Raw genomic sequence first — 6531 nt, 5'->3', positions numbered from 1 at the left:
CAGGATTTGAACCTACGACCTTCGGGTTATGGGCCCGACGAGCTACCAGACTGCTCCATCCCGCGATAATAAATATTTAAGTTGTAACGCCAATGACGTTAAAGGAGAATGTGGGATTCGAACCCACGCGCCGGTTTCCCGACCTGACGGTTTTCAAGACCGTTCCCTTCAGCCAGACTTGGGTAATTCTCCATAACGTAATTACTTATCGCAACCACAAGTAATATACTACAGACCTACCTATTAAATGTCAACACTTTAAACGAAATTGATTTAAAAAAGTGAAAACGCAAACCTCACCACAGTTAATTAGTGAGATTTGCGTTTTCATTTTGTGTTATGACACACCACTATTTTCATGCTTGAGGAAGCGTAACAACTCATTCGTATCAACACTCACCGTTTGGCCTGTTAAGGCGGTTTCGTCAAATGCTTGTGTTGGCTGCTGACTAGTTATCACCCCTGCCACATTTGCTTGGGGCAACTGCCACCCATGTGCGTCCGCCGCTCGTAGCACATTAGGTCGAGCATAATGTGCGCGTGCCGTTTCATAATCAGGTAACGGCGTCAACCAAGTAACCGGTAGCTGAAGCAGTTCCCCGTAATAGGCTGCTGCTAGTTGGCTAATTAGTCCCGTACCAACCAAGCTAATCGTGTCATACCGGCCATCTCTTTGCGCATTGTGGATCAAGGTTGTAACAAACTCTGGACTTGATTGATAATAATCTGCCGCTAACCCAAGATTAGCAAACAATAAAATCGGCACCTGGGCCGCCGTTGCACTAGCAATCGGCCATTGTGTCTCTTTGTCTAACGGTTCAGTAAATGCCACAAAGAGATGACGATTTGCATCACGATTAACATAGCGTGCTAACGTCCGCCCATCCTGGCTAACATAATCATTCGGAATGTAGGTTCCCGTCAGCAAGACTTCTTGAATAAAAATCTTTTCGAAAACAAAGTGGCCGTTGCCAAAGGCGATGATTTGCACATCATAATGATCCAAATTAGCCGGCGCCACTAGTTGCACTTCTTTTTGACCACGACCACTACTTAAAATAATCGTGCCTGCTTGATCATACATCGTCACCAACAAATACGTGTTTAGCCCTTCATCAACCGCATCCAAACGGAAACGGTATTCATGACCTGGCACGAGCGACATTAGCGTTTCTTGCCGAAATTCATGCCGGAAATTGACTAAACTTCGCCAAACGACGACACCAAACCCACTCGCGTAAATATCATTTTCGTAATTCACTTGATCAATTTGGGCATGCGTAACCGTCGCACCTTGTAACTCCAGAAGCTCAGATTGTTGTGTCCAATAGACGTTCTGCCATGTTTTCATAACGTCGCGCGCCTCCGCTTAATCAATAACTCTAACTTACCTTCAACGAAATTAATCATCTCGTCAGTGTGCGCCAAGTGGTCACCATCCAGCCAAAAATGTTCCACACTGCCCCCACGATGTTTAATAAAACGGAGCAGTTGCGGTAAGGACTGACCATCGTACTCGTCTTGTGCGAGCGAAAAGACATACGTGGCAACTTGTGTCCAATCAACCTGGTCCATCGATTGCCATAATTTTTGATCAATGACCGGCGTATCAGCACGAAGCACCCGACCGAATAAATGGCGTCGCATATCAAGCGGCCAATCCTTCGTACCACCATGTGCAAAGCCATCCTGACCGGAAAAGGTCCCCAAATTCACAATTGCCTTGCTGACAATAATGCCCTGGGGTTTGAAGTGGCGCGCATAATAAAGGGCCGGAAACGAACCCATGGAATACCCTTGGAACACCACATCATGCTCGTCAAAACCTAGCCATTGTAGCTTCTCACGAATTTTATCAATCACCAATTGCTCATATTCTGGCGTCCCAACCATGAAGGCACCACCTTGGGTCCGACTATCAGTAAAAAGCAGATACGGTAATTTATGGCGACCGTACACACTCATCATTTCAAAACCATCCCCATATAAGCGAGACCCCGTAAAGGACACCAATAGCGGTGGCTTTAAATCACCTGGATTGAAGTATGACAACACCTCATCACCGGTGCTGGTCATCTGTTTTTCATCCCCTGGCAACAGGGTGCCATACGTCGACCGCGACCGCCGGACAATCACGCGGTTAAAATCCACCTCGCCTTGCCCGCTAATCCATAATGACATCTGGAAAGAATAAAATGGGTGCACATCCGGAAAGACATGTTCTTGCAAGCTTTCCGTCATGGGAATCACGAATTGGACCAGCTTACCATCCGGCTGAATAAATTCAACGTGCCATTCCCAGTACACATCGCCACGTTGATTTCCTTCTAGGTAAACCTTTTTATCACCGGCATCCAAAAAAATACCATTCATACCGGCTAAAACCGTTTCAAATTTTTCAACGCTGATGGGGTGCCACGTCACCACTTGTTGCAAGGTGGGCCCGAAATCACCGCTTAACGTCATTTGAAAACGTCCCCGGCGTTCGACAGAACCCGTAAACGTTTCCGCAATATCCAGCGCCTCCGTAACACCCGAATGGATACCACGTTGACCCATGAAAAAATTATCGACAATTGTTTGAAATAAAGCGTGCCCAGCACCTGGCACAAAAAAAGCTGCTTTTTGGCGCAAGACGTCCGCAATTTCTGGATCAACTGTGGTGCTGGCATAAATGATTGAAAATGGTGGCAGGCGTTTCACAATTGCCAAAACGTCTGGCCCAGCCAATATCTCATCAGTAAAAACTGCATAGTGAGCAGATGGTCGAGCCGGAAACGCCGCTGCCGTCGTAACGAGTACTGACTGTAATTTAGGATCCAAGTCCCATTCATCAACCGGCCATGCTTGGGCACCAACCTGAATGAGACGGAATTTCGCTTTCGGCGCTTTTTTGGGTTTCTCCTGCACTTCTACGACAATGCGATGGGTTTTTTCTGATATTTTTTCAACCGGCACTTCGTCATTATCAACTGCCGCTTGGTTTGACTGTAAACGTGCAATTTCGTCACGATTTTTCTGACGATCACGATCTAAAACTTCCTCATCACGTAATCGTTGCCGGGTTTGCTTCTCTAAATCTTCAGCCATCATTGTCCTCCTTGCGCTGACAATACTTGTTGCCAAGCAGATACAAGGTGCGCACTGTCAAAACGCTTCGCAAAACTCTCTGCAAATGTGCGTGCCTGCGTCCACTCATTTAGCCGATAGAGATACTGCGACAAGCCAGTATCCAATTCATCAACTGTTGTCACCAACGCACCATTATCACCAACAACCATAAAGTCAGATGGCACCTTTGTGAAATACGGCACCCCCAACGTCAGGGCAGTCGACCCAACGAAGTCATCGGGTTGATCACCTAAATCAAGAATCATGCGTGCCGGTAGCAACGCACGATAAGTCGTTTGGGCATCCGTCGCAATTTTTAACGCAACACGCGGTTTTACCTCGTCGTTTTTTTGTTGCTTATACGTCGAATATTCTTTTGGAAAATAAAATTCATCGCCAAGCGTCTCTTGTGCCCATTGCAAATAAAAGTCCATCGCTGGGCCATCACCCACAATCCAAACAGCCATCATGGGGTACGCCACCATTAATTGCATCAGCTTTTCGAAGGTTACTTGACGTTCATACGATCCCTCAAAGTTAGGGACGTACCAGGCGATAATTTCTTCGCGGTACTGCGAACTCGTCCCAAAGCTGTCCGGCCGTGTTGGCCACGCCGCAATCTGCTGAACTGTTTCGGCTGATAATTGCTTGGCCAACCGCGCCTTTTGATGGGCCGTCGTTGTCACAACCTGACTTCCCCGGGCTTGCAATGCCTGTAGTTGGTCCATATCGGGTGTCAAATTATCACGACTGCTAACGTTCAACGTGACATGTGCTAACGAGGTAGTAACACGCGCCACCACCGCGAGCTTCGCATTGGTGGCATTCACAATCACCGCCGACTCTCCGACAACATCTGTCAATAGATGTTGTAGATAATGGGCTTGCAAATCAGTCTCATCGTAAAATACATCTCGGCCGTAGAAGGGTTCCGTTAAGCTCAATGAAGCTTGTTGTTGCTCGGTAAAAATATAGAAGCCACGTAGCCGGCCCCCCGGCGAATAAAACCGGCGCGTTGCTGGTTGACCATTTTCATATTCAATACGTTGCGACAAGAAGCCACGGTAATCATAACGATCTTCCGCTACTACCTGGCCGTCCGCGAAATACCGCACGACATCTAAGCGATCTGTCATCATCGGATTCATAAAAGCTTCCGCAATTCGGGTTGCCCCTTGATAAACAAACAGTCCGCCATCTGTCGTAAAAAACAACACGTCAGACGGCCAGTTTAAATCACGAATACCCAGCACCCGCTCTTGGACATCCGTGGCTAATTGCAAATCATCATACAAACCCAAAACAGGCTGGTCTTGCCAACCATCGCGTTGTTGGTAGGCCCGCAACCGGGGCGTCCAATCGAGATTAATAATCGTTGGCGCCATGCCCGCTTGTTGTAACAAACGGGTTCGGGCCAACGTTTCATCAAATGGATTGCTACCTTCGCTAGTAGTCCAATCCGGAATTTCAAAATATGATTTTGCCACTTCAATCCCTCTCAATATCATTGAACTCCCATTTCAACAATGCCAATGCGTCCTGTAAGATATCGTCCTTTAGGTCCAATTTCGTGAGCACCTCACTGAATCGCTCACCCAAAATTGGCCGACTAAATTGATGACTGCGATCATCGACCAATACGCGGGCATGCCAGTCGTATGCTGAACGCATCAATTGCCACCACACCTCATCGGGTTGATCATCGGACAGAATAATTAACACCACATCCCCTCGTTGCATCCCCGTCAATGTGCCGGCAGCTGTCGCAACGAGTAATGACTCTTGTGCGATAACTGCAGTAGGAATCGTTGGCACTGGTCGCAACGCAAACTGCCGTTGTAAGGCTGCTTGGGCTAAGTTTGATGTTGTATCACTTGTAACTAACCAATTCATGCCCGCTCCTCCAGTAAGATCATCATCGTTAATAGCGCTCGTTTCGTATAAAAGCCATTGCGGACACGCATTGACATAGCCTGTGCGTTTGCTTGCATCTTTCGATATGAAGCAGCCGTCACGGTATTTAACAATGCTGGCAAATCCGTCAACGAATTAATCACATAGCCCAACTGATGACGTTGCACGACCGTGGCAATTGCCATCTCTGACCACACAATGACCGGTAACCCAGCAGCCATATACAAGCTAAATTTATGCGGGTTATTCATGCGCGTATACCGGCCAAATTCATTATCAGCTGGTTGAATATCACCATCCCACACTAACCCAAAGCCCTCTTGCATAATACCTGGCAAGATGTCGCCATGGACTGGGGGGTGAATCGCAAAAGCTTGTTGGTTGCGTAACGTCTGGTTGGGATTACCATAAACCGTTAAGTTCAGCGCTGGTGACCAGGATTGCAAAAACGGGGCTTTCTCAGGCGCCAGTGAACCCGCGTAATGCAACTTTCGCGCAAATTGTTGTGTCGGTGCCGGTACGCTACTCCTGTAATCAAAGACGTCCAACACAATAATCGGTACCATCACTTGATGTTGTTCAAGCCACGCCTTCATCCGTTGGTTATGCACAATGATTGCCTTAAATTGGCGTAAAAGTGTTAATTCCGGTTCTAAGACTTTTTCACCAAGTCGAATGCTCTCCAAGTCGTGTACAATTGCAACATTAATCAACCCACGTTGCGTCATCTCATCGAGCACAATTTCGTCATACTGATAACCGTTATAACTCGGTACCTGGTGGAGAACGGTGTCACCTGCTTGCGTTGCTGCCAACACACCAATCAAGCGGGCACGAATCGACGCTTCAGGCTCGTCGGACCAAGCTGTAATAAAATACGGCAACTTTTGCCAACCAATCGCCGTCGCAAAAGTAACAACGTCGCGCTTGGGTTTATCAAATGCCAAATAATCATCCACTTCAATATGATCAAACACCCAATAACTCATCCTACTCCCCTTCGCTTTCTCTATGTATGCAGACTAATTAGTCTGCTAAATTTGCTTGCTGTAACACAACGTCAACAGCATGTGACAACCGCTCAATCGGTACACGTTGCCCAGTCATACCATCTAAATATGGCCGTGATTGCGCGTCGTTTGAAATGTTAACCACTGGTAACTTAACCGCCATGGCGTACGCATAAATGCCGCCCACTGGGTTGCTATCTGAAACGGTCAGCAATAAATCCGTGTCAGCCAATTCATAAGCCAACACTTCTTTTTCTGACCATAACGTCCACTCAACGACATGGTCATCAATCATGTCATCCGCCACTAAGGCCGTTTGATAATCAGTTGGATTGAACATCCGCAATAAATGAATTTGCGTCGCACCAGCTGTTTTCGCCGCTGTAACCGCCGCTTTGAGTCGCTCATCACTATCACTGTGCGTCATAATTGTCACGACTAACCCATCATGTGCTGGTTGCACCCCACGTTCTGGCACCCACTGCCACGTCGTATC

Annotated in this window: 6 protein-coding genes and 1 tRNA gene; all 7 read right to left on the bottom strand. The window is 47.3% G+C overall.

Annotated elements, in window-relative coordinates; translation table 11 throughout:
- Positions 1 to 102: 102 nt before the first annotated feature.
- Positions 103 to 192: transfer RNA gene (locus WEIDD23_RS07695), tRNA-Ser, on the bottom strand.
- A gap of 145 nt (positions 193 to 337) precedes the next feature.
- Positions 338 to 1351, bottom strand: coding sequence for an accessory Sec system protein Asp3 (locus WEIDD23_RS07690; RefSeq protein WP_010371028.1), 1014 nt, complete (start codon positions 1349 to 1351; stop codon positions 338 to 340).
- Positions 1348 to 3090: an accessory Sec system protein Asp2 gene (gene asp2, locus WEIDD23_RS07685; protein WP_062358889.1), complete on the bottom strand. Its 1743-nt coding sequence runs from the start codon at positions 3088 to 3090 to the stop codon at positions 1348 to 1350. The genes WEIDD23_RS07690 and asp2 overlap by 4 nt, the downstream gene beginning before the upstream one ends.
- On the bottom strand, positions 3090 to 4598 hold the full coding sequence (asp1, locus tag WEIDD23_RS07680) for an accessory Sec system glycosyltransferase Asp1 (protein WP_010371033.1): 1509 nt from the start codon (positions 4596 to 4598) through the stop codon (positions 3090 to 3092). Before asp1 ends, asp2 begins: the two co-directional genes overlap by 1 nt.
- A gap of 1 nt (position 4599) precedes the next feature.
- Positions 4600 to 5004 carry a hypothetical protein gene (locus tag WEIDD23_RS07675; protein ID WP_010371035.1) on the bottom strand — a complete coding sequence of 135 codons (405 nt, stop codon included), beginning with the start codon at positions 5002 to 5004 and terminating at the stop codon, positions 4600 to 4602.
- Positions 5001 to 6014 carry a glycosyltransferase gene (locus WEIDD23_RS07670; protein ID WP_010371037.1) on the bottom strand — a complete coding sequence of 338 codons (1014 nt, stop codon included), beginning with the start codon at positions 6012 to 6014 and terminating at the stop codon, positions 5001 to 5003. The genes WEIDD23_RS07675 and WEIDD23_RS07670 overlap by 4 nt, the downstream gene beginning before the upstream one ends.
- 37 nt (positions 6015 to 6051) lie before the next feature.
- On the bottom strand, positions 6052 to 6531 hold a 480-nt coding region (locus WEIDD23_RS07665; protein ID WP_197458846.1), incomplete at its 5' end, for a glycosyltransferase.

The sequence above is a fragment of the Weissella sp. DD23 genome (assembly GCF_001579105.1).
In the GTDB taxonomy this organism is placed as follows: Bacteria; Bacillota; Bacilli; order Lactobacillales; family Lactobacillaceae; genus Weissella; species Weissella cibaria.
This window is presented reverse-complemented; position numbering and strand designations above follow the sequence as displayed.

What these genes read in the sequence shown, in the direction of transcription:
- WEIDD23_RS07690 (WP_010371028.1), bottom strand. Translation starts at nt 1,351, where the DNA reads ATGAAAACATGGCAGAACGTCTATTGGACACAACAATCTGAGCTTCTG.
- asp2 (WP_062358889.1), bottom strand. Translation starts at nt 3,090, where the DNA reads ATGGCTGAAGATTTAGAGAAGCAAACCCGGCAACGATTACGTGATGAG.
- WEIDD23_RS07675 (WP_010371035.1), bottom strand. Translation starts at nt 5,004, where the DNA reads ATGAATTGGTTAGTTACAAGTGATACAACATCAAACTTAGCCCAAGCA.
- WEIDD23_RS07670 (WP_010371037.1), bottom strand. Translation starts at nt 6,014, where the DNA reads ATGAGTTATTGGGTGTTTGATCATATTGAAGTGGATGATTATTTGGCA.